Annotated in this window: 24 protein-coding genes and 1 pseudogene; 21 read left to right on the top strand and 4 right to left on the bottom strand. The window is 70.9% G+C overall.

The window, feature by feature from the left end; translation table 11 throughout:
• Positions 1 to 14: 14 nt before the first annotated feature.
• The 11 genes from BLT28_RS20410 (at position 15) to BLT28_RS20360 (ending at position 7,635) form a co-directional block, all read left to right on the top strand.
• On the top strand, positions 15 to 818 hold the full coding sequence (locus BLT28_RS20410; protein ID WP_052407500.1) for a CPBP family intramembrane glutamic endopeptidase: 804 nt from the start codon (positions 15 to 17) through the stop codon (positions 816 to 818).
• Between the two features lie 166 nt (positions 819 to 984).
• On the top strand, positions 985 to 1,443 hold the full coding sequence (rpsP, locus tag BLT28_RS20405) for a 30S ribosomal protein S16 (protein ID WP_030430527.1): 459 nt from the start codon (positions 985 to 987) through the stop codon (positions 1,441 to 1,443).
• Positions 1,440 to 1,679 carry an RNA-binding protein gene (locus BLT28_RS20400; protein WP_030430526.1) on the top strand — a complete coding sequence of 80 codons (240 nt, stop codon included), beginning with the start codon at positions 1,440 to 1,442 and terminating at the stop codon, positions 1,677 to 1,679. The genes rpsP and BLT28_RS20400 overlap by 4 nt, the downstream gene beginning before the upstream one ends.
• 15 nt (positions 1,680 to 1,694) lie before the next feature.
• Positions 1,695 to 2,204, top strand: a complete 510-nt coding sequence (rimM, locus tag BLT28_RS20395; protein WP_030430525.1) for a ribosome maturation factor RimM — start codon at positions 1,695 to 1,697, stop codon at positions 2,202 to 2,204.
• 4 nt (positions 2,205 to 2,208) lie between these two features.
• Complete coding sequence (gene trmD, locus BLT28_RS20390) at positions 2,209 to 2,973, top strand: tRNA (guanosine(37)-N1)-methyltransferase TrmD (RefSeq protein ID WP_030430524.1); 765 nt, start codon at positions 2,209 to 2,211, stop codon at positions 2,971 to 2,973.
• A 158-nt stretch (positions 2,974 to 3,131) separates the two neighbouring features.
• Positions 3,132 to 3,491 (top strand): 50S ribosomal protein L19, encoded by a 360-nt coding sequence (gene rplS, locus BLT28_RS20385; RefSeq protein ID WP_030430523.1) that lies wholly within the window; start codon positions 3,132 to 3,134, stop codon positions 3,489 to 3,491.
• Between the two features lie 33 nt (positions 3,492 to 3,524).
• Complete coding sequence (lepB, locus tag BLT28_RS20380) at positions 3,525 to 4,415, top strand: signal peptidase I (protein ID WP_030430522.1); 891 nt, start codon at positions 3,525 to 3,527, stop codon at positions 4,413 to 4,415.
• Positions 4,416 to 4,427: 12 nt separating this feature from the next.
• Entirely contained in the window at positions 4,428 to 5,249 is an 822-nt protein-coding gene (locus tag BLT28_RS20375; RefSeq protein WP_052407499.1) for a ribonuclease HII, read from the top strand.
• Entirely contained in the window at positions 5,246 to 5,569 is a 324-nt protein-coding gene (locus tag BLT28_RS20370) for a DUF2469 domain-containing protein (RefSeq protein ID WP_030430520.1), read from the top strand. Before BLT28_RS20375 ends, BLT28_RS20370 begins: the two co-directional genes overlap by 4 nt.
• A 182-nt stretch (positions 5,570 to 5,751) precedes the next feature.
• Positions 5,752 to 6,123: a YraN family protein gene (locus BLT28_RS20365; protein WP_030430519.1), complete on the top strand. Its 372-nt coding sequence runs from the start codon at positions 5,752 to 5,754 to the stop codon at positions 6,121 to 6,123.
• Positions 6,124 to 7,635, top strand: a complete 1,512-nt coding sequence (locus tag BLT28_RS20360) for a YifB family Mg chelatase-like AAA ATPase (RefSeq protein ID WP_030430518.1) — start codon at positions 6,124 to 6,126, stop codon at positions 7,633 to 7,635. It abuts the gene before it with no gap.
• Positions 7,636 to 7,640: 5 nt separating this feature from the next.
• On the opposite strand, the gene BLT28_RS20355 is transcribed toward BLT28_RS20360, so the two are convergent.
• Positions 7,641 to 8,252 (bottom strand): hypothetical protein, encoded by a 612-nt coding sequence (locus BLT28_RS20355; protein ID WP_030430517.1) that lies wholly within the window; start codon positions 8,250 to 8,252, stop codon positions 7,641 to 7,643.
• Positions 8,253 to 8,293: 41 nt separating this feature from the next.
• Between BLT28_RS20355 and dprA the strand changes: the two genes are divergently transcribed.
• The 3 genes from dprA to BLT28_RS20340 all read left to right on the top strand — a co-directional run bounded on the left by dprA (position 8,294) and on the right by BLT28_RS20340 (position 11,785).
• Complete coding sequence (dprA, locus tag BLT28_RS20350; RefSeq protein ID WP_030430516.1) at positions 8,294 to 9,484, top strand: DNA-processing protein DprA; 1,191 nt, start codon at positions 8,294 to 8,296, stop codon at positions 9,482 to 9,484.
• Between the two features lie 233 nt (positions 9,485 to 9,717).
• Positions 9,718 to 10,704 (top strand): tyrosine recombinase XerC, encoded by a 987-nt coding sequence (locus BLT28_RS20345; protein ID WP_030430515.1) that lies wholly within the window; start codon positions 9,718 to 9,720, stop codon positions 10,702 to 10,704.
• Positions 10,679 to 11,785: a FliA/WhiG family RNA polymerase sigma factor gene (locus BLT28_RS20340; protein ID WP_231950355.1), complete on the top strand. Its 1,107-nt coding sequence runs from the start codon at positions 10,679 to 10,681 to the stop codon at positions 11,783 to 11,785. The genes BLT28_RS20345 and BLT28_RS20340 overlap by 26 nt, the downstream gene beginning before the upstream one ends.
• Positions 11,786 to 11,869: 84 nt before the next feature.
• Here the strand turns inward: BLT28_RS20340 and BLT28_RS20335 are convergent.
• Positions 11,870 to 12,316: pseudogene (locus BLT28_RS20335) on the bottom strand (murein hydrolase activator EnvC family protein); the annotation flags it as partial.
• 352 nt (positions 12,317 to 12,668) lie between these two features.
• On the opposite strand from BLT28_RS20335, the gene rpsB reads away from it, so the two are divergent.
• The 5 genes from rpsB (at position 12,669) to BLT28_RS20310 (ending at position 16,841) form a co-directional block, all read left to right on the top strand.
• On the top strand, positions 12,669 to 13,505 hold the full coding sequence (gene rpsB / locus BLT28_RS20330; protein WP_030430513.1) for a 30S ribosomal protein S2: 837 nt from the start codon (positions 12,669 to 12,671) through the stop codon (positions 13,503 to 13,505).
• 108 nt (positions 13,506 to 13,613) lie between these two features.
• Positions 13,614 to 14,429 (top strand): translation elongation factor Ts, encoded by an 816-nt coding sequence (gene tsf / locus BLT28_RS20325; RefSeq protein WP_030430512.1) that lies wholly within the window; start codon positions 13,614 to 13,616, stop codon positions 14,427 to 14,429.
• Positions 14,430 to 14,580: 151 nt separating this feature from the next.
• Positions 14,581 to 15,315 (top strand): UMP kinase, encoded by a 735-nt coding sequence (gene pyrH / locus BLT28_RS20320; protein WP_030430511.1) that lies wholly within the window; start codon positions 14,581 to 14,583, stop codon positions 15,313 to 15,315.
• A gap of 56 nt (positions 15,316 to 15,371) precedes the next feature.
• Entirely contained in the window at positions 15,372 to 15,929 is a 558-nt protein-coding gene (frr, locus tag BLT28_RS20315) for a ribosome recycling factor (protein WP_030430510.1), read from the top strand.
• Positions 15,930 to 15,950: 21 nt separating this feature from the next.
• Positions 15,951 to 16,841: a phosphatidate cytidylyltransferase gene (locus tag BLT28_RS20310; protein ID WP_030430509.1), complete on the top strand. Its 891-nt coding sequence runs from the start codon at positions 15,951 to 15,953 to the stop codon at positions 16,839 to 16,841.
• Positions 16,842 to 16,847: 6 nt separating this feature from the next.
• Here BLT28_RS20310 and BLT28_RS20305 read toward each other — a convergent pair whose 3' ends face one another.
• Positions 16,848 to 17,726 (bottom strand): VOC family protein, encoded by an 879-nt coding sequence (locus tag BLT28_RS20305; protein WP_162184864.1) that lies wholly within the window; start codon positions 17,724 to 17,726, stop codon positions 16,848 to 16,850.
• Between the two features lie 285 nt (positions 17,727 to 18,011).
• Here BLT28_RS20305 and BLT28_RS20300 point away from each other — a divergent pair, with 285 nt between their 5' ends.
• Positions 18,012 to 18,758 carry a class I SAM-dependent methyltransferase gene (locus BLT28_RS20300; RefSeq protein ID WP_197683882.1) on the top strand — a complete coding sequence of 249 codons (747 nt, stop codon included), beginning with the start codon at positions 18,012 to 18,014 and terminating at the stop codon, positions 18,756 to 18,758.
• A 4-nt stretch (positions 18,759 to 18,762) separates the two neighbouring features.
• On the opposite strand, the gene BLT28_RS20295 is transcribed toward BLT28_RS20300, so the two are convergent.
• A complete protein-coding gene (locus tag BLT28_RS20295) occupies positions 18,763 to 19,461 on the bottom strand; it encodes a PadR family transcriptional regulator (RefSeq protein WP_052407497.1) in 699 nt (232 codons plus the stop codon).
• Between the two features lie 170 nt (positions 19,462 to 19,631).
• Between BLT28_RS20295 and BLT28_RS40305 the strand changes: the two genes are divergently transcribed.
• Complete coding sequence (locus BLT28_RS40305; RefSeq protein ID WP_156051101.1) at positions 19,632 to 19,796, top strand: hypothetical protein; 165 nt, start codon at positions 19,632 to 19,634, stop codon at positions 19,794 to 19,796.
• The last annotated feature ends 27 nt before the right edge of the window (positions 19,797 to 19,823 follow it).

The raw sequence follows: 19,823 nt of genomic DNA, 5'->3' as shown, positions 1-19,823 counted from the left end.
GCTCGGAGGCGCACGTGAACGCACCGCAGGAGTCCGGCGGTGGTGGCGTGCGCGCCTGGGCGGCCTACCTGCGCGCGCTCGGCAGCAGCCCGGCGCCGACCCACGGCCCGGACACCCCGGTCAAGGCGCACCGCTGGGGGTTCGGCGCGTTCCTGCTGGCGCAGCTGGTGTTCCTGCTGGTCTCGGTGTTCCTCGCGGCGATCTTCCGCCCGGTCGGCGGCGAGCCGCTGTCCCACGCGGGGCTGGTGCTCACGCTCTCCGTGCCGATCGTGCTCGCGGCCGGGGTGGGGATCGCCGCCACCCGGCTGCGCGGCAACGGGCCCCTGGTGGACCTGCGCATCGAGTGGCGCTGGTCGGATGTGGTGCTCGGGCTGACGATCGGGGTGGTCAGCCTGGTCCCGACGCTGATCGCCTCGTCGCTGTGGACGAAGTGGATGGGCAAGGACGAGGCCAGCTCGGCCGTGGGCAACGTGCTCGACGGCGTGCACCTCTCGCCGACCGTGGCGGTGCTGGTCTTCCTGCACCTGTGGCTGATCGCGCCGATCTGTGAGGAAATCCTCTACCGCGGCCTGGTCTGGGGCGCGGCCGAACGCCTCGGCTGGAGCCGCTGGGCGGCCTTCGCGGTCAGCACCTCGATCTTCGCCGTCGCCCACCTGGAACCCGCGCGCACCCCGTTGCTGCTGGTCATCGCCATTCCCATCGGGCTGGCCCGGCTGATCACCGGCCGCCTGCTGGCCAGCATCGTCGCCCACCAGGTGAACAACCTGCTGCCCGCGCTCGGCCTGCTGCTGACGGTGCTCGGCGTGATGCCCGCCTAGGGTGCGTCCAGCCCGTCCCCGCGGATCTGGCACAATGGCTGGCTGTCCGCCCTGTCCGGCCCCTCTCGCCGGCCGTGGGCGCCTAGACATCTGGACGTTCTGGCCCGCAACCCCACGCTGGTCACGAGCGCTCAACCGTGAGCACAGTTGAGGAGCACTCCTACCCGTGGCCGTCAAGATCAAGCTCATGCGGCTTGGCAAGATCCGTTCGCCGCACTACCGCATCGTCATCGCCGACTCGCGCACCCGCCGCAACGGCAAGGCGATCGAGACGATCGGCAAGTACCACCCCAAGGAAGAGCCGAGCCTGATTGAGGTCGACTCCGAGCGCGCGCAGTACTGGCTGGGCGTCGGCGCGCAGCCGACCGAGCCCGTGCAGCGCCTGCTGGAGCTGACCGGCGACTGGCAGAAGCACAAGGGCCTGCCCGCGCCCGCCGAGGGCACCCTGAAGGTCAAGGAAGCCCGCCCGGACAAGAAGGCCCTGTTCGAGGCCGCTCTCGAGGCCGCGGGCTCCGAGCCCACCGTCGACGCCACCACGCCGAAGAAGAAGTCCGCCAAGAAGGCGGACAAGGCCGAGGCCAAGACCGAGGGCGACGCCGAGAAGGCCGAGGGCGGCGAGGCGTGAGCGAGCTCGCGGACGCCCTTGAGCACCTCGTCCGCGGCATCGTCGAGAACCCGGACGACGTGCGCGTCCAGTTGATCACGACTCGGCGTGGCCGCACCCTCGAGGTGCACGTGCACCCCGACGACCTGGGCAAGGTGATCGGCCGGGGCGGTCGTACCGCGACAGCGCTGCGCACCGTCATGTCCGGGATCGGTGGCCGCGGCCTGCGCGTCGACGTCATCGACACCGACCGCTGAGCGAATCGGGACGAAGTGGACCTGGTAGTCGGACGTGTGGTGAAACCGCACGGAGTCCGGGGCGAGCTCGTGATCGACGTCCGCACGGACTCGCCCGAGGACCGCTTCGCTCCCGGTACCGCGCTCGGCGTGCGGGGTTCGGCGAGAACACTCACCGTCGCGGCCGCCCGGCCTCACACCGGGCGGCTGCTGGTGTTCTTCGACGGCGTCGGCACCCGTGAGGCGGCCGAGGCGCTGCGCGGCACCCTGCTCACCGTCGAGGTGGACCAGTTGCCGCCGATCGACGACCCCGACGAGTTCTACGACCACCAGCTCGAAGGGCTGGCCGTCGAGCTGCAGGACGGCACCGCCGTCGGCACCGTGCGTGAGATCGCCCACGGTCCCGGGGGCGAGCTGCTGGTCGTCAAGGCCCAGGACGGGCGCGAGGTGCTGATCCCGTTCGTGGAGCAGATCGTGCCGACCGTCGACCTGGAGGCCGGACGGGTGGTCATCGACCCGCCGGACGGCCTGCTCGACGTGGGGTGACGCCGTGCGCGTCGACGTGATCACGATCTTCCCGGACTACCTCGCGCCGCTGCGCGAGGCGTTGCTGGGCAAGGCCATCGACAAGGGCCTGCTCGACCTGGGCGTGCACGACCTGCGCAAGTGGACCTACGACGTCCACAAGGCGGTCGACGACAGCCCGTTCGGCGGCGGTCCGGGCATGGTGATGAAGCCCCAGGTGTGGGGAGAGGCCCTGGACGAGGTGTGCGCCGGCGCCACGCCGCGGCTGATCGTGCCGACCCCGGCCGGTCGCCCGTTCACCCAGGCCGTCGCGCAGGAGCTGGCAGGGGAGTCGCACCTGGTCTTCGCCTGCGGCCGGTACGAGGGCATCGACCAGCGGGTGATCGACGACGCCGCGACCAGGATGCCGGTGGACGAGCTCTCCATCGGCGACTACGTGCTGGTCGGCGGCGAGGTGGCGGTGCTGGCCATCGTGGAGGCGGTGGTCCGGCTGCTGCCCGGCGTGCTCGGCAACCCCGCGTCGCACGAGCAGGACTCCTTCTCCGACGGCCTGCTCGAGGGGCCGAGCTACACCCGCCCCGTGGTCTGGCGGGACCGCGAGGTGCCCGAGGTGCTGCGGTCGGGCAACCACGCCGCGATCGCCCGCTGGCGGCGTGACCGGGCGCTGGAACGGACCTTCGAACGCAGGCCGGACCTGCTCGAGGCCCTCCCGGATGCGGAGCTGGACAAGCAGGACCGTAAACTCCTCGACCGGTTGCGTGACCAGCAGCAACCCGGGTCGATTTCATGACCGGGCAACCCGTCTGGCAGACTGGACAGGTTGCCGATGCCGGGTGGACTAGCCCGGCGCGCTCAACCAAGCCATCTCCCGCCGCAGGGAATGTCCTCGTCATCTGACGGGTGGACCCGAGGCGGAGAGCACGAAGCACACGTGAGGACGGACCCCCGATGAACACCCTGGACGCCTTGGACGCCCAGTCGCTGCGTTCCGACATTCCGGACTTCCGCCCGGGCGACACCCTCAAGGTCCACGTCCGCGTCATCGAGGGCTCGCGCTCGCGGGTCCAGGTCTTCCAGGGCGTGGTCATCCGGCGGCACGGTGGCGGCCTGCGCGAGACCTTCACGGTCCGCAAGGTCTCCTTCGGCGTCGGCGTGGAGCGCACCTTCCCGGTGCACTCGCCCAACATCGCCCAGATCGAGGTCGCGACCCGTGGTGACGTGCGTCGCGCCAAGCTCTACTACCTCCGCGAGCTGCGCGGCAAGGCCGCCAAGATCAAGGAGAAGCGCGACACGGTCCGCAGCTCCTGACGCCCGTCGTCGAGAACTGCGTAGCCTGGCGTCGTGGCCGACCTAGATCCTTCGCCCGCCGCGCAGGGTGATCCCGACTCGAGTTCCTCGGACGGGGATCACCCTGTCGGCGAGAAGCCGGCGAAGACGAAGAAGAAGAGCTCCTTCTGGCGTGAGCTGCCGATCCTCATCCTCACCGCCCTGGTGCTCACCTTCCTGATCCAGACCTTCCTGGCCCGGGTCTACGTGATCCCCTCGCAGTCGATGGAGACCACTCTCCACGGCTGCTACGGGTGCACGAACGACCGGGTGCTGGTCGACAAGATCACCTACAACTTCACCGATCCCAAACCCGGTGACGTGGTGGTCTTCCGCGGACCGGACTCGTGGAGCCAGACCGAGTTCGAGGACAACCGCTCCGAGAACGTGGTCGTCCGCTGGTTCCAGGAGCTCGGCTCGGTGATCGGCCTCGCCCCGCCGAACGAGCGCGACTTCGTCAAGCGCGTGATCGCCGTCGGCGGCCAGACCGTGGAGTGCTGCACTCCGGACAACAAGGTCAAGGTCGACGGCAAGCCGCTGAACGAGCCCTACATCCACTACGAGGAGGGCCGCGGCGACAAGCAGGAGGAGTTCGCTCCGGTCAAGGTCCCCGAGGGCCAGCTCTGGATGATGGGCGACAACCGGAACAACTCCTCGGACTCGCGCGCGGACAACCACGGGCCGGTGCCGGTGGCCAACGTGATCGGCAAGGCGCAGTTCATCGTGCTGCCGCCGAGCCGCTGGCAGGGCATCGACAACCCGAACCCGCAGGCCGTCGCGCTCTCCGCGCCCGCGTGGCAGGCCGGGATCCCGGCCGGTCTCGGGCTGGCCGCCGCGTGGCCGGTGCTGTGGCTGTTCCGCCGCACGAGCCGGGGCATCCGTTCCCGGATGACCCGCCAGGACTGAGATCCGGCACTGATGACGGCCACGGTGCGCACCGCCCCCGGTCCGCGGCTTCCCGTGCCGCGCCCGCCGAGGGCGGTCGTGCGTTCCAGCACCGGCACGTGGGCGCTGCAGTCGGCGCTCGCCCGCAGGGGACTGGGCCCGGTCGCCGGGGTCGACGAGGCGGGCCGGGGCGCGTGCGCCGGTCCGCTGGTCATCGCCTCCTGCGTGCTGCGCCCGGGCGATGTGCGGCGGCTGGATGGCCTCAACGACTCGAAGCTGATGACCGCGGCGGCCCGGGACCGGATGTACGACCTGGTCCTGGAGCGTGCGGTGGATCACGCGATCGTGGTCGTCGAGGCCGCCGAGATTGACGTCATCGGCGTGCATGTGGCCAACATCGAGGGCATGCGGCGGGCCGTCGCCCGGCTGACCGAGCACCCCGGCTACGTGCTGACCGACGGGTTCCGCGTGCCGGGGCTGACCGCGCCGAGCGTGGCGGTGGTCAAGGGCGACCAGGCGGTCGCGTGCGTCGCCGCCGCGTCGGTGCTGGCCAAGGTGACGAGGGACCGGATCATGGCAGGAATGCACGAGGACCTGCCGGTGTTCGGATTCGACGTGCACAAGGGTTACGCCACGGCCGACCACTCGGCGGCTCTGGTCGAACACGGGCCGAGTGACCAGCACCGGTGGTCCTATGCCAACGTGGTCGCGGCAGCTGCCGAACACGGCATGCGCGCGCCGCGCCGGGTCAGATCAGGGCTGCTGCACCTCGATCGAGCCGGGGTGGTTCAGAATGGGGTGCCCCCCGTGTCCGGGGTGGCAGGCTCGCAAGCAGGAGGGGCGCGGACCGCATGAGCGCGGAGGATCTCGAGAAGTACGAGACCGAGATGGAGCTGCAGCTCTACAAGGAGTACCGCGACATAGTCAGTCAGTTCTCCTATGTCGTGGAGACGGAGCGCCGCTTCTACCTGGCCAACGCCGTTGACGTGCAGGTGCGCAACGCCGACGGCGAGGTGTACTTCGAGGTGCGGATGTCCGACGCCTGGGTGTGGGACATGTACCGGCCCGCCAGGTTCGTGAAGAACGTCCGGGTGATCACCTTCAAGGACGTCAACGTGGAGGAGCTGGACAAGCCGGACCTGCGGTTGCCGGAACCGGGACCGTTCGGCCAATAATCCACTCGGGGCTTTGACAGGGGCGCGTGCGCGCGGCACGCGCCCCTTTTTCCTGCCACGGGCCCACCTGATCCGCCTGGTTGTCCACATCGTCGGGCTTTGTCCACAGATCAGGTCCGGACGGCCTCGGGCGCTCCGCGGATGCCGCATCGTCGAGTGGGACTCGCGGTGAGGGAGGAAGCGTGGGGACGCGACGTGGTGCGGCGAACCAGGAGCTGGGTCGCCGGGGCGAGGACCTGGCGGTCTGCTACCTCGAACGCCAGGGCATGGTGGTGCTCAGCCGCAACTGGCGCTGCCACCTCGGTGAGCTCGACGTGATCGCCGCGGACGGCGACGTGCTGGTGGTGTGCGAGGTGAAGACCCGCACCGGCACCGGCTTCGGCGGCCCGGAGGAGGCGGTCACGCCGACGAAGTTGCGCCGGATGCGGGCCTTGGCGAACCAGTGGTTGTCGATCTACCGCGTCGGGTGGTGCGCGATCCGCTGCGATGTGGTCGCGGTGCTGTGCCGGCCGGACGGCAGGACGTTCATCGACCACCGGCGCGGGGTGGTCTGAATGGGGCTCGCCCGGGCGTGGTCGGTCGCGTTGTTCGGCGTGGACGGCGTCGCGGTGGAGGTGGAGGCCGACATCGGCGCGGGCCTGCCGGCCGTGCAGCTGATCGGCCTGCCGGACGCGGCGCTGCAACAGGCCAAGGAACGCGTGCGCGCCGCGGTGCGCAACAGCGGTGAGCAGTGGCCCGCGCACCGGATCACGCTCGGGCTCTCACCCGCTGCGCTCCCGAAGGGCGGTTCCGGCTACGACCTGGCGATCGCCTGCGCCATCCTGGCCGCCGCCCAGGCGATTCCGCCGGACGTGCTGGACACCTTCGCACTGATCGGGGAGCTGGCGCTGGACGGTCGCGTGCGCCCGGTGCGTGGTGTGCTGCCGGGCCTGTTGGCGGCGCGGCGGGCGGGCCTGCGCGAGGCGATCGTCCCGGCGGAGACACTGCCCGAGGCGGCGCTGGTGGACGGCATGCGGGTCTTCGGCGCTCGGCGGCTCGACGAGGTGATCGGGTGCCTGCGCGGTGAGCAGGGCCTCGAAACCCCACCGGAGCCGGCTCCGGGCAGGCCGAAGTCCTCGGTCGACCTGGCGGATGTGCTGGGTCAGCCCGAGGCCAGGTGGGCGCTGGAGGTCGCGGCCGCCGGTGGGCACCACCTGTTGTTCGTGGGGCCACCGGGCACCGGCAAGACCATGCTCGCCCAGCGGCTCTGCGGGTTGTTGCCCGCGCTGACCCCGGAGGAGGCGTTGGAGGTCACCGCGATCCACTCGGTGGCCGGTGCCCTGGCGACGGATTCGCCCCTGATCGACTCGCCACCCTTCGTCGCACCGCACCACTCCCTGTCGGTCGCCGCGATGATCGGCGGCGGCAGTGGGCTGGCCAGGCCCGGCGCGGTCAGCCGGGCGCACCGCGGGGTGCTCTTCCTGGACGAGGCGTGCGAGTTCGGCCCGCGTCGGCTGGAGACGCTGCGCACGGCGCTGGAGGAGGGCGAGGTGCGGCTCGCCAGGCGGGACGGTGTGGTGCGCTACCCGGCCCGGTTCCAGCTCGTGCTGGCGACCAACCCCTGCCCGTGCGCCCCGCCGAGGGACACGGAGTGCCTGTGCCCACCGAACACACGCCGCCGCTACCTGGCCCGGCTTTCCGGTCCCTTGCTGGACAGGGTCGACATCCGGGTGCGGATGCGTCCGCTCACGGGGATGTCCGCGCACGACGGGACGACGCCGGAGCCGACCTCGGTGGTGCGCGAGCGCGTGCAGGCGGCGCGGCGGCGTGCGGCGGCGCGGTGGGCCACCTACGGGTTGGGCTCGAACGCGGAGGTCCCGGGAACCGTGCTGCGGCGGGACTTCCCGCTGGCCCGAGATGCGATCGAGTTGTTGGACCACGGGCTCGACATCGGTGCGGTGACCGGGAGAGGAGCCGATCGGTGCCTGCGGGTGGCGTGGACGCTGGCGGACCTGGCAGGTCTCGACGTGCCGGGCGTGGACGAGGTCGCGGCCGCCCTGGAGTTCCGGGATCGGAGGTCCGCGTGAACCCCTCAGCCGTGAAGCCTCGCCAACCAGGGGTGATCCGGCGCGATCGCTTCGCGCAGCCACCTCCGTTGGGCCGCGGTCAGGTGTGCGGCCACGACGGCGAAGTCCTGTTCGTCCTTGTCACGGGGATCGCGGGATTTGTAGTACAGCTGGATCTCCGGCCGGAGGAACGGCAGCCCGTCGCTGATGATCGCGCCGAGCTCGGCCAGCGGGCGGCGAATCCGGTTGTCCCTGCGGGAGATCCACTCCTCGCCCGCCGACTCGTCGATCATGATCTGGACGCGCCACGGTGCTTCCGGGCCGGGGCGGCACCACACGTCGTGCACGGTGGTCGGCAATGCCTGCCCTGGCGGCCACGGACGCAGCGTTCCCGGCGGGTCCGCGGCCCACAGCTCCCACCCCGGGAGGGCGTGGTGGGCCCCGAGGTGGTGCTCGCGCAGCACCATCACGTCGATGTCCCCGTGCGGGCGCGACGTCGGAGAATCCACTGTGGACGGATTGAGGGCGAGTTCGATCGCCCAGCCCCCGGCGATCCACCACGGTCCCGGGAAACCCGCGAACCAGGCCGCCACTTCGGCGGGCGCGGCAGGTTCCCAGCGGCCCAGTTCCTCTCCCATGGCCCCAGCCTGCCGGACTTCGGCTCGCGAAGGAGGGGGACATGACTGGCGCGCTGCCCTCGGTCGAGCTGGCCAGGGCGTACCTGTCGAGGGTCGCCGAACCACCAGCGCCCAGCCTCGTCACCTTCGTGGCGCAGCACGGTCCACAGCGCGCGGCGGTGCTGATCCGGTGCGGGGAGGTGCCCGCAGAGGTGGCGAAGGTGACCACCGCCCGCGCGGGGATCTGGCGACCGGAGGAGGACCTTCGCGCCGCGGCGGAGGTGGGCGCCCGGTTGCTCACGCCGGAGGACGACGAGTGGCCGGCGTGGCGGCTGCTGTCGTTCACCGCCGCGGCGATCCGGGGGCGCGCGGACGCGGCGGAGCCAGTGGCGTTGTGGGTGCGCGGCGATCCCGACCTCGCGAGTCTCACCGAGCAGTCCGTCGCCATCGTCGGAGCACGGGCCGCGACCGGCTACGGCGAACACGTCGCGGCGGAGTTCGCGCACGGCTTGGCGCGACGCGGGTTCACGGTGGTCTCCGGGGCGGCCTACGGCATCGACGGGGCCGCGCACGGTGGTGCGCTCGCGGCCGGTGGGCAGACGGTCGCGGTGCTCGGTTGCGGCGTCGACATCCCCTATCCGGCAGGGCATGCGCGCCTGATCGACCGGATCGCCGCAGCCGGTGCGGTGGTCAGCGAGTACCCGCCCGGTACGAGGGTTGGACGACATCGGTTCCTGGTGCGCAACCGGCTGATCGCGGCCCTGGCGGAGGGGACGGTCGTGGTGGAGGCCGGAGTGCGCAGCGGTGCAAGCAACACCGCGGCCACCGCGCGCATGCTCGGCCGGATGGTGCTCGCGGTGCCCGGGCCGATCACCTCCGCGATGTCTGTGGGCTGCCACGCGATGCTGCGCGAGGGGGAGGCCCAGGTGGTGACCAGCGTCGCCGAGGTCGCGGAGTCGATCGGCCGGATCGGCGGCGACCTCACCGCGGATCCGGAGGCACCGGTCCGGCCGACCGACGCGCTGGACGCACGGTCGTTGCGCGTGCACCAGGCGCTGCGCGAACGCACGGGCAGCAGTCCCGAGCAGGTGTCGCAGGAGGCAGGCATTCCGATCGGGCAGGTGCGCGCGGTGCTGCCGATGCTGGAGCTGGCGGGCCTGGCCCGGCGTGGTGACACAGGGTGGCGGCGGTGCTCGGGCCGCTCCGCGGCGCCCGGCGGGGAAGGAGGTGGACCCATCACCCCGGCTACCTGAGCAAACGCGTGGCGCAGGCGTGAAGATCGTCGCCGTGGGTACGGACGCTTGCTCAGCCGGGCTACCCCCGGACGAGTGGTTGCCTGCGTCCACCTGTCGGTCAAGTGGTTGGCGTAGTCGCCCCTGGCCCCTACGGTGACCATGTGGCTGCCGTTGTCCCGACCCGTGAGGGCGCTGATCCACGTGGATCGGTGCGGTGGTCGTTTCGTTCCGGGACACGGCGGTAGGACGCCATGGACGCCCTCACCCACCGTCGGCCGTCCCGCGTCGACCTGATCCGGCTCCGCGCCGAGTTGCCCGGCGCGCTGGGCGGAGCGGTCGACGACTTCGAACGGCACCTCGCCAGCGAACGCGGACTGTCGCGGAACACGGTGCGTGCTTACGTCGGTGACGTGGTCTCGCTGCTGAGTCACCTCGTTCACGGCAGCGACGGGCACGACGGAACAGACCGGCTCGACGCGCTCGACCTGACGGTGCTGCGGTCGTGGCTGGCCGCGCAGCGCTCCTCGGGTGCTGGTCGCACGACGCTGGCCAGGCGGTCGGCCTCGGCGCGGGCCTTCACCGCGTGGGCCGTGCGGGGCGGGCTCATGGCCGCTGATCCCGGCGAGCGCCTGGCGTCGCCGAAGGCGCACCGGGCACTGCCGGCGGTGCTCCGGACCGAGCAGGCGGAGCAGGCGATGCGGGCGTCGGCGTCCGGGGCCGAACAGGACGATCCGCTGGCTCTCCGTGACCACGCGGTGGTCGAGTTGCTCTACGCCAGCGGTATCCGCGTTTCCGAACTGTGCGGCCTCGACCTCGGCGACGTGGATCACGCGCGGCGCGTCGTGCGCGTGCTCGGCAAGGGCGACAAGGAGCGCACCGTGCCCTACGGGGTGCCCGCGCAGAAGGCGCTCGACGACTGGCTGAACAAGGGCAGACCACTCCTGGCGAAAGGGGATTCACCAGCGGCTTTGTTTCTCGGAGCGCGTGGACGGCGGCTGGACCCGCGTACCGCGCGGCGAGTCGTGCACGACGTGGTCGGCGCTGTCCCCGGTGCGGCGGACATGGGGCCGCACGGCCTGCGTCACACGGCGGCCACGCATTTGCTGGAAGGCGGAGCCGACCTCCGCAGCGTCCAGGAACTGCTCGGTCACGCTACGCTCGCAACAACGCAGCTTTACACCCACGTCACCGTCGAACGGCTGAAGGCGATCCATGACCGAACCCACCCCCGTTCCTAACGCTGCCGGGGGAGGGTCCCGCACGGCGACTGTGCCCACGACGTCCACGTCGCAGCAGGGCCAGCGGCGTCCTGCGCGGACCTATCACCACGGCCCCGACAGGGACGGCGAGACCGGCCGGACCCCTTCAGCGGCAACGACTTCCGGCGTGCCCGCGCAGAGCGAGCCGAACCCCACGGGGCCGGTGGACGTCGCCGGGACGCAGCCCGGCGCCGGGGCTGCGGGCAGCAAGGCCGCCGGCAGTGCCACCGCTCGCACCGGCTCGCGTGGCTCGGGTCAGTCTGCTTCCTCGTCCACGACCGAACTGCGCAGCGCCGACGAGGTCGAAGCCGGGATCGTGGCGCTCTGGCGCGCCTACGGGGAGAGCCGCGCCCAGCCGCTGCGGGATCGCCTCGTGCTGCACTACGCGCCGTTGGTCAAGTACGTCGCAGGCCGTGTTGGCACCGGCCTGCCGTCCTACGTCGACGTGGCTGATCTGGTGCAGTCCGGCATCTTCGGCCTGGTGGACGCGATCGAGAAGTTCGAGCCCGAACGCGGCCTGAAGTTCGAGACCTACGCGATGCAGCGCATCCGCGGCGCGATCCTGGACGACCTGCGCGCCCAGGACTGGGTGCCGCGGTCGGTGCGCAGCCGGGCCCGCGACGTCGAGCGCGCCATCGAGCGCCTGGAGGCCAGGCTGCAGCGCTCCGCCACCGACGCCGAGCTGTCCGAGGAACTCGGCATCACCGTCAGCGACCTGCGCGATCTCTACGCGCAGCTCCAGCTCACCTCCGTGGTCGCACTGGACGAGCTGATCGCGGCGGGCCGGGGCAGCGCCTCGCTCGCCGAGACGCTGCCGGACGACCGCGCCGAGGACCCGGTCGCCTCGCTGGTCGACCAGGACGGCAAGCGGCAGCTCGCCGACGCCATCGCGCAGCTCTCCGAACGCGACCGCGTCGTGGTCACGCTCTACTACTTCGAGAACCTGACCCTGGCGGAGATCGGCAAGGTGCTCGGCGTGACCGAGTCCCGCGTCTGCCAGCTGCACACCCGCGCCGTTCTGCGGCTGCGCACGAAGCTCTCCGAGCAGTCCGACAACTGACATCGCCTGACGCGGCCCGCGAGCCCCGTCCCACGGCAACAGCCGCAGCGCCGGCCTCCCGAGCAGCCGGAGCGGGTCGAGGTAGTCCTCGTCGCGCCGCACGCCCCAGTGCAGGCAGGCGGGTGGTCCCCGGCAGTCCGCGTGACCGGGCTGGAGCGTGCCGATCACCGCTCCGCGCGCGATGCCCGAACCCGCCGTGACCGCGGGAGTCAGTGGTTCATAGGTGGTCCGCAGCCCGTTGGGGTGGTCGATCGAGACCACGCCGTGCCCTGCCACCTGACCGGCGAACGCGACCGTGCCGTCCCCGGCAGCGAGCACCGGCTGCCCTGGCGTTCCGGCCAGGTCCACACCGCGGTGGCCGGGGCCGTAGCGGTGCGGTGGCCGCTCGAAGTGGCGGACCACGGCCGGCGTTCCCGCGAGCGGCCAGCCGAAGCGCGACGACGGCGAGACGGCCGGCCGTCCGGCCGCCGGCGCGGTGCCGGGAAGGAGCAGGAGGGCCACCAGCAGCAGGGGTGTGAGGTGCGGGGGCATGGCTCCACTGTCGTCCGGTGGGAGTGGCGGGAGCGGCCGGAAGGGCCGGGGTTGTGGACAAACTGAGTGGCTGTGGACAACTCAGGCGCATCCGGTGGACCGAGTTGTCGTCGCCCGGGCGGTGGCGAGTACACTCGGTTCGCGGTCTGTACTGCACAGATCGACTTCGCGTGCTACTGCGGGTCCCGAATCACCGGGGCGCGGCGCCCGGGGGTCCGAGGGGTGGGTTTCCTGCCCGTTCGGTCCGGGTGACGGCAGGGCACCAGGGCGGTGACCAGCCCGGTCCCCGCGACAACCCACCCGCGCGTGGGGCAAGGCCCGACGCGCTGATCACATGAGGTGTGAACCGGCCATGGCCGTCGTCACCATGAAGCAGCTGCTCGACAGCGGCGTGCACTTCGGACACCAGACCCGTCGCTGGAACCCGAAGATGAAGCGCTACATCCTGACCGAGCGCAACGGCATCTACATCATCGACCTGCAGCAGACGCTGACCTACATCGACCGCGCCTTCGAGTTCATCAAGGAGACGGTCGCGCACGGCGGCACCATCCTGTTCGTCGGCACCAAGAAGCAGGCTCAGGAGGCCATCTCCGAGCAGGCGCTGCGCGTCGGTATGCCGTTCGTCAACCAGCGCTGGCTGGGCGGCATGCTCACCAACTTCACCACCGTGCACAAGCGCCTCCAGCGCCTCAAGGAGCTGGAGTCGATGGAGCAGACCGGTGGCTTCCAGGGTCGCACCAAGAAGGAAATCCTCATGCTCACGCGTGAGAAGGACAAGCTGGAGAAGACCCTCGGCGGTATCCGCGACATGCAGAAGGTGCCCAGCGCCGTCTGGATCGTGGACACCAAGAAGGAGCACATCGCCGTCGGCGAGGCGCGCAAGCTGAACATCCCGGTCGTGGCGATCCTCGACACCAACTGCGACCCGGACGAGGTCGACTTCCCGATCCCGGGCAACGACGACGCGATCCGCTCCGCCGCGCTGCTGACCCGCGTGGTCGCCGACGGTGTCGCCGAGGGCCTGATGGCCCGCTCCGGCCGCAACACCGCCGCCGCCGAGGGCGCAGACAAGCCCGAGGCGGGTGTCGCCAGCGAGGAGCCGCTCGCCGAGTGGGAGCAGGAGCTGCTGACCCCGGCCACGGCCGACGCCGGTGCCTCCGCGGGCGGCGACTCCGCCCAGTCCTGACCCCCGCGCGCGTCCCGCCCGCCCTCGCGGCGGGTGGGACGCGCGGGTCGGACCCACCCGAGCACCAACGCCCTTCCTCGCACCGAACCAAGGACGGAACACAGCACCATGGGCAACTACACCGCGGCCGACGTCAAGCGGCTCCGCGAGCTGACCGGCTCCGGCATGATGGACTGCAAGAAGGCGCTCGAGGAGTCGGGCGGCGACTTCGACAAGGCCGTCGAGCTGCTGCGCATCAAGGGCGCCAAGGACGTGGGCAAGCGCGCCGAGCGCACCACCGCCAACGGCCTGGTGGCCGCTGACGGCGGCGTCATGGTCGAGCTGCGCTGCGAGACCGACTTCGTCGCCAAGAACGACGCCTTCCAGGAGCTGGCGAACAAGATCGTCGCCGTCGCCAAGGCCAACAAGCCCGCCGACGTCGAGGCCCTGAAGGGCATGGACCTCGACGGCCGGACCGTCGACGCGGCGGTCCAGGAGCTCTCCGCCAAGATCGGCGAGAAGCTGGAGCTGCACCGGGTCGTCGTCTTCGAGGGCGTCGTCAGCACCTACCTGCACCGCCGTTCCTCGGACCTGCCGCCCGCCGTCGGCGTGCTGGTCGAGTTCACCGGCGAGGGCGAGGAGGTGGCCCGCGGCACCGCGCTGCAGATCGCCGCGATGAAGCCGCGCTACGTCACCCGCGAGGAGGTGCCCGCCGACATCGTCGCGCACGAGCGCGAGATCGCGGAGAAGACCGCCCGCGAGGAGGGCAAGCCGGAGCAGGCCCTTCCCAAGATCGTCGAGGGTCGCCTCAACGGCTTCTTCAAGGACGCCGTGCTGCTGGAGCAGTCCTCCGTGCAGGACTCCAAGAAGACCGTGAAGGCCCTGCTGTCCGACGCGGGCGTGACCGTCACCCGGTTCGCGCGCTTCGAGGTCGGCCAGAACTGAGTTTCCACAGGGGGCGGGGTTGCTGCGCGGAACACGCCGCGGCGGCCCCGCCCTCGGCACGTGTGCCGACCGTGCCATCGACAACCGTGGCACCGACACGACCCCGCCGCGGCGGGACGCGAGGAGGATTGACGTGAGCTCCGACGACGGGATGCTGCACCCGCCTTACAAGAGGGTGCTGCTCAAGCTCGGCGGCGAGATGTTCGGCGGTGGCTCCGTCGGTGTCGACCCCGACGTCGTGGAAACCGTCGCCACCCAGATCGCCGACGTGGTCCGCACCGGCGTGCAGGTGGCCGTCGTCATCGGTGGCGGCAACTTCTTCCGCGGGGCGGAGCTCCAGCAGCGCGGCATGGAGCGCGACCGGGCCGACTACATGGCCATGCTCGGCACGGTGATGAACTGCCTGGCGCTGCAGGACTTCCTGGAGAAGCTCGGCATCGACACCCGCGTGCAGACCGCGATCACCATGGGTCAGGTCGCCGAGCCCTACATCCCGCGCAAGGCCGAGCGGCACCTGGAGAAGGGCCGCGTGGTCATCTTCGGCGCGGGCGTGGGCATGCCCTACTTCTCCACCGACACCGCCGCCGCCCAGCGCGCGCTGGAGATCGGCTGCGAGGTCGTGCTGATGGCCAAGGGCGTGGACGGCGTCTACACCGCCGACCCCAAGAAGGACGCGGGCGCGCAGCGCTTCGACCAGATCACCCACCAGGAGGTTCTGGTCAGGGGCCTGGAGGTCGCCGACGCGACGGCGTTCAGCCTCTGCAAGGACAACGCCATGCCGATCCTGGTCTTCAACCTCTTGGTGGAGGGCAACATCGCGCGCGCGGTGCGTGGTGAGAAGATCGGCACGCTGGTGAGCACCCCCGCCGAGCCGGTACCGGCGTGAGAAGTGCTGGTATCCACGCCAGCCCGCTCCATCGGCACGCACACTAAGGAGAAGCCGTGATCGACGAGACTCTCTTCGACGCCGAGGAGAAGATGGACAAGGCGGTGTCCGTCGCCAAGGAGCAGCTCCAGTCGGTGCGCACCGGCCGGGCGACTCCCGCCATGTTCTCGCGGATCCACATCGAGTACTACGGGGCGCCGACGCCGCTGAACCAGATGGCCAGCGTCAACGTCCCCGAGGCCAGGATGGCGGTCATCAAGCCCTACGACGCCAGCCAGCTCAACGCCATCGAGAAGGCGATCCGGGACTCCGACCTCGGGGTGAACCCGACCAACGACGGCACGGTGATCCGCGTGATCATCCCGCAGCTGTCGGAGGAGCGCCGCAAGGAGATGGTGAAGGTCGCCAAGGGCAAGGGCGAGGACGCCAAGGTCTCCATCCGCAACATCCGCCGCAAGGCCAAGGAGGAGCTCGACCGCATCGTCAAGGACGGTGAGGCGGGCGAGGACGAGGGCTCCCGCGCGGAGAAGGAACTCCAGGACCTCACCGACAAGTACGTCGGCCAGGTCGAGGTGCTGGTCAAGCACAAGGAAGCCGAGCTGCTCGAGGTATGACCCACTCCTGTCTCCCCCACCGTGTTGGCCGGGGATCGTGAGAGCGCGTCCGGCGCGTCGGGTGACGCGCCGGACGGCGACTCCGACTCCGGCAAGCCCGCGTCCCGAGCCGGGCGCAACCTGGGTGCCGCGATCGGCGTCGGGGTCGGCCTCGGCGCGGTCATCCTGCTCACCCTGCTGACCTTCCGGCATTCGTTCCTGGCGGTGATCGCCGCCGCGGTGGCGGTGGCCACATGGGAGCTCGCTGGCGCGCTCAAGCGCAGCCGAGGCGTCGTGGTGGCGCTGCTGCCCGTGCTCGTCGGCGGCCAGGCGATGGTGTGGCTGTCCTGGCCCTACGGCAGGGACGGTGTGCTGGCCTCGTTCGTCGTGACGATCCTGGCCTGCCTGGCGTGGCGCTTCCGCGGCGGCGTCGACGGCTTCGTCCGCGACGTCACCGCCTCGGTGTTCACCGCCGCGTACGTGCCGCTGTTCGCCGCGTTCGCCGCGATGCTGGTGCTGCCGGAGGACGGCGTCGGGCGGGTGATCGCCTTCATCCTCGGTGTGGTGGCCTCCGACACCGGCGGGTACGCGGCCGGGGTGTTCTTCGGCAGGCACCCGATGGCGCCGCGGATCAGCCCGAAGAAGTCCTGGGAGGGCTTCGCCGGATCACTGCTGGCCGGCATGGTCGCGGGCGCGCTCAGCCTGACCCTGCTGCTGGACGGCCAGTGGTGGCAGGGCGTGCTCTTCGGCATCGCGCTGGTGATCACGGCCACCGCCGGTGACCTCGCGGAGTCGTTGATCAAGCGGGATCTCGGGATCAAGGACATGGGCACGCTGCTGCCCGGCCACGGCGGACTGATGGACCGGATGGACTCGCTGTTGCCGTCCGCCGTGGTCTCGTGGCTGCTGCTCAGCCTGTTCGTGCCCGCCTAGACAGCGTCAGTCGTCGAAGCGCTCGTCGTAGTAGCGCACGATCGCCCGCCTGGACGGGTCGATCACGGAGAACGTCGCGCCGCCCGGATCGCGGAGCACCGCGGTCCGGCCGTACGGCGAGTCGAACGGGTCCACCTCGATCGCGCCGTCCAGCATCAGCGCGCGGTCGGCGGTGACGTCCGTGCCGACGCGGGGACTGACGTTGAAGTAGATCATCCAGTGCGGCGGGACCTCGGGCGGGTAGTCGCGCCCCATCGCGAGCCTGCCCAGGTACGGCTTGCCCTGCAGCCACCAGGTCGTGTAGTCGAACCGCTTCCCGTCGCCGACCTGGCGCGGGGTGAAGGCGAACAGCGTCGCGAAGAACGAGTCCGCCCGGTGCGCCAGGTGGGTGTTCAGGTCGGCCCAGCCGAAGGTGCCCGGTCTGCGGGTGACGAAGCGCCACGGGCGGGTCGGCTGCCAGAGGCCCACCCGCGCCCCGCTGGGATCGTCGAGCATCAGCAGGGATCCGTGGCCCTCGATCTCCAGCGGGCCGTAGTGCACCTTGCCGCCGAGCCTGCGCACCCGGGCGCGTGCGGTCTCGATGCGCCGCATGCGGAGGTAGAGGTTCCACGTCGGATAGTCGCTGAGCCGGTTCGGCAGCGCGTGCAGTCCCGCGACGGGCTGGCCGTCGAGCATCGCGAACGTGTAGTCGCCGATGGCGGGGTGGTGTTCGGTCTCGAACTCCCAGCCGAACAACTCGGCGTAGAACTCCTTGCTCGCTTCGAGATCGCGCGTCGCGACGTCCACCCAGGACGGCGTTCCACTGACCGGATCATGAGCGCTGTGCGGCATCGGGCTGACCACGGCGACCTCCTGGGTGAGCAGGCAGGATCGGCTATTGATCAACGGTACGCCGGAAAAATCCCAACACACTGCGTCCATTCGGGCGGGATTGCGACACCGCTGTCTCAATTGGCCGGTCGGGCAGCCGCGACCGGAGCCACCCGGCCCGCTCGACGGCCAGGCGCGCGAACCGTTCCCACCGCTGTATCCCCGGTTGATCGGCGCGCCAGCCGTTCGCGGGCGGCGCGCCGCCCGGCCTCGTGCCGGCGGGCGGTGACGAAGGTGTATTCGGGTAGTCGCATGAGGTGTTCTCGCTCTCTCGTGGGCAAACTCGCTTACGGTTGAGGGGTGCGGAACTACGTGCGCGCCGCGCTCGCCGGTGTGCGCCCTGCGGCGGTGGTGCCCAGCCCCAACATCTGGAACTGGCCTGAGGTCTACGAGATCGAGAACCAGGCGCAGGACCACGGCGGGGTGATCTGGCGCGCGCTGCGCGAGGACTGCCCCTTCGCGGGGCTGGACGTGGTGGACGTCGGCTGCGGGGACGGGTTCCACCTGCCGGAGTTCGCCGCGAGCGCGCGCGGGGTGATCGGGGTGGAGCCGCATCGGCCGTTGCTGCGCAGGGCGCGGCAGCGGATCGCCGGACTGGCCAATGTGGAGCTTCGCCACGGCTCGGCCGAGCGGCTCCCCCTGGCCGACAACAGCGTCGACCTCGTGCACGCGCGGACGGCGTACTTCTTCGGCCCCGGTTGTGAACGCGGGATGGCCGAGGCGGATCGCGTGTTGCGACCCGGCGGCGCACTGGTGATCGTGGATCTCGACGCCACGAGCGCGCCCTACGGAACCTGGCTGCGCGAGGACCTGCCCGGCTACGACCCGAACGAGATCGAGGAGTTCTTCACCGCGCAGGGCTTCTCGTACCGGGCGCTGGAGACGCTGTGGCGCTTCCGGGACCGGGAGAGCCTGGCGGCGGTGCTGCGGATCGAGTTCTCCCCGGCCGTCGCGGAGCGGGCGATCGCGCAGACCACCGGCCTCACGCTGCCGGTCGGCTACCGCATGCGGGTGCGGCGCAAGCCGACCGGGTTGCTCATGCCGTGAGGACTCAGTCCTCGTCGAGCCGGTCGTCCATCGAGCCGTGCTCCGCGAGCAGCGTGTAGATCTGCCGCCGCGCTTCCTTCAAGATGCCCAGCAGCCGGACCTGCTCCTCCGCGGGAATCGCGTAGGCCGCCTGCTGCAGCGCCATCTTGAACTGGCCGTAGGCTTCGCGCAGCTGCTTCTCCGCCGGGCTGACGGGGTTGGTGAGCCCGCCCCACAGCTCCTCGGTGTCGATCTTCTCGGCCTCGGCGCGACCTGCCTCGGTGAGCGTGTGCAACCTGCGTCCCTCCGCCTCCTCGGTGCTGACGAATCCCTCGTCGGTGAGCAGTTGGAGGGTGGGGTAGACCGAACCGGGGCTGGGCTTCCACGCGCCTTCGGAGCGCTCGGCGATCTCCTGGATCATCTCGTAGCCGTGCATGGGGCGTTCGGTGAGCAGCGCGAGCAGTGCCGCGCGCACGTTGCCCCTGCGCCGCCTGCCCGCGCGGGGGTCCCGGCCGCGGCCGCGTTCCCAGCCCGGGCCGTGCCCCCAACCCGGACCCCCGCCCCAGCCGGGCGGCTGCGGTGGCGCGGGCGGGAACGGCGGAGGGCCGCCGAAGGGATCGCGGCCGGGCTGGAAGCCGTAGCCGCCGCGAGCCTGCGGGGCGAAGCCGAAGTGCTGGTGCTGCGGACCCCAGGACGGGCCGTAGTGGTCGTTGTGCGGATGCATGAGGTTCCTCCTCTGTCGGTGCCGACCGCGCTGGCCGACGAGTTAACGATATATCGCTGACGTATCGCGATGCAACGCCGAATATCGGCGACCTCGCGGCGTACTGCTCCGAACGGAGCAGTACCATTGTTGATCTTGTGTCCGTTTCGTCCCATCAGCAGGAGAAGGCAATGCGTCTGAGCAGCATCGGAATGGCCCTGAGCGTCTGCGCGCTCGCCGCGGCCCCCGTCGTGGAGGTCAACGAGTCCCTGGTCGAGATCGAGGACATCACCGTGGACGTGCACCCCGCCGAGCTGACCTCGCTGCTGATCGAGAAGCAGCGGCCGGGGGTCTGACCGGCGGCGTGCCGGGAGCCCGTCGCG

It is taken from the genome of Allokutzneria albata, assembly GCF_900103775.1.
In the GTDB taxonomy this organism is placed as follows: Bacteria; Actinomycetota; Actinomycetes; order Mycobacteriales; family Pseudonocardiaceae; genus Allokutzneria; species Allokutzneria albata.
This window is presented reverse-complemented; position numbering and strand designations above follow the sequence as displayed.

What these genes read in the sequence shown, in the direction of transcription:
- rplS (WP_030430523.1), top strand. Translation starts at nt 3,132, where the DNA reads ATGAACACCCTGGACGCCTTGGACGCCCAGTCGCTGCGTTCCGACATT.
- BLT28_RS20375 (WP_052407499.1), top strand. Translation starts at nt 4,428, where the DNA reads ATGACGGCCACGGTGCGCACCGCCCCCGGTCCGCGGCTTCCCGTGCCG.
- BLT28_RS20370 (WP_030430520.1), top strand. Translation starts at nt 5,246, where the DNA reads ATGAGCGCGGAGGATCTCGAGAAGTACGAGACCGAGATGGAGCTGCAG.
- BLT28_RS20360 (WP_030430518.1), top strand. Translation starts at nt 6,124, where the DNA reads ATGGGGCTCGCCCGGGCGTGGTCGGTCGCGTTGTTCGGCGTGGACGGC.
- BLT28_RS20355 (WP_030430517.1), bottom strand. Translation starts at nt 8,252, where the DNA reads ATGGGAGAGGAACTGGGCCGCTGGGAACCTGCCGCGCCCGCCGAAGTG.
- dprA (WP_030430516.1), top strand. Translation starts at nt 8,294, where the DNA reads ATGACTGGCGCGCTGCCCTCGGTCGAGCTGGCCAGGGCGTACCTGTCG.
- BLT28_RS20345 (WP_030430515.1), top strand. Translation starts at nt 9,718, where the DNA reads ATGGACGCCCTCACCCACCGTCGGCCGTCCCGCGTCGACCTGATCCGG.
- BLT28_RS20340 (WP_231950355.1), top strand. Translation starts at nt 10,679, where the DNA reads ATGACCGAACCCACCCCCGTTCCTAACGCTGCCGGGGGAGGGTCCCGC.
- rpsB (WP_030430513.1), top strand. Translation starts at nt 12,669, where the DNA reads ATGGCCGTCGTCACCATGAAGCAGCTGCTCGACAGCGGCGTGCACTTC.
- tsf (WP_030430512.1), top strand. Translation starts at nt 13,614, where the DNA reads ATGGGCAACTACACCGCGGCCGACGTCAAGCGGCTCCGCGAGCTGACC.
- pyrH (WP_030430511.1), top strand. Translation starts at nt 14,581, where the DNA reads ATGCTGCACCCGCCTTACAAGAGGGTGCTGCTCAAGCTCGGCGGCGAG.
- BLT28_RS20295 (WP_052407497.1), bottom strand. Translation starts at nt 19,461, where the DNA reads ATGCATCCGCACAACGACCACTACGGCCCGTCCTGGGGTCCGCAGCAC.
- BLT28_RS40305 (WP_156051101.1), top strand. Translation starts at nt 19,632, where the DNA reads ATGCGTCTGAGCAGCATCGGAATGGCCCTGAGCGTCTGCGCGCTCGCC.